The organism is Collinsella sp. AF11-11, assembly GCF_003465485.1.
Classification (GTDB): Bacteria; Actinomycetota; Coriobacteriia; order Coriobacteriales; family Coriobacteriaceae; genus Collinsella.
In genome coordinates this window covers 1-755 of the sequence record NZ_QSAS01000046.1, presented here as the reverse complement: position 1 = coordinate 755, position 755 = coordinate 1, and the positions used below count along the sequence as shown (strand labels likewise).

Here is a 755-nt window from a genome sequence, read left to right as displayed (position 1 = left end):
TTTTTTATTCAAGACTTTAGTCTGCTGGCCGCGCAGCGGCCAGCTTTAAACCACCCGCTACGCGGGTGGAGACAAACGGCTTTACAAAGCCACCCCTCCGACCGATATTGACGATTGTTCAGGCCGTCAAGAATTCGAGTCGAAGGGGTGGTCGCCATGGCCCAGAAGGCCTACAGCCTTTCCCACACGAAGTGGATGTGCAAGTACCACATCGTGTTCACGCCGAAGTATAGGCGCAAAGTGATCTACAACCAAATCAGGAGCGACATAGGGGAGATCCTCAGGAAGCTGTGCGAGTACAAGGGGATCGAGATAATCGAGGGGCACCTGATGCCCGACCACGTGCACGTGCTGCTGGCGATCCCGCCGAAGCACAGCGTCGCGAGCGTCATGGGCTACCTGAAGGGGAAGAGCTCGCTGATGATATTCGACAGGCACGCCAACCTCAAGTACAAGTTCGGCAACAGGAAGTTCTGGGCGGAGGGCTACTACGTGTCCACCGTCGGCCTGAACGAGGCGACGATCGCCAAGTACATCAGGGAGCAGGAGTCCCACGACATCGCGCTGGACAAGCTGAGCGTGAAGGAGTACGAGGACCCCTTCAAGAGGAGGTGATCCTGCCGGTTCGACCGGCGCGCCACGGGTCAAGATGCACTAGGCCTGGACGAAGTCCGGGCCCGCGCCTTTAGACGCGAGCCCGGGGCCCGTGGGTTATACCCTAAGAGCAAACCACCCTTTTTAAGGGTGGTTCTGAT

General features: G+C 58.1%; 1 protein-coding gene. It reads left to right on the top strand.

Features of this window, described 5'->3' with window-relative positions; translation table 11 throughout:
• The first annotated feature begins 156 nt into the window (after nt 1-156).
• Complete coding sequence (gene tnpA, locus DWV58_RS09775) at nt 157-615, top strand: IS200/IS605 family transposase (RefSeq protein ID WP_117776947.1); 459 nt, start codon at nt 157-159, stop codon at nt 613-615.
• The last annotated feature ends 140 nt before the right edge of the window (nt 616-755 follow it).

Coding starts and splice junctions, on each gene's coding strand:
- tnpA (WP_117776947.1), top strand. CDS start 157: ATGGCCCAGAAGGCCTACAGCCTTTCCCACACGAAGTGGATGTGCAAG.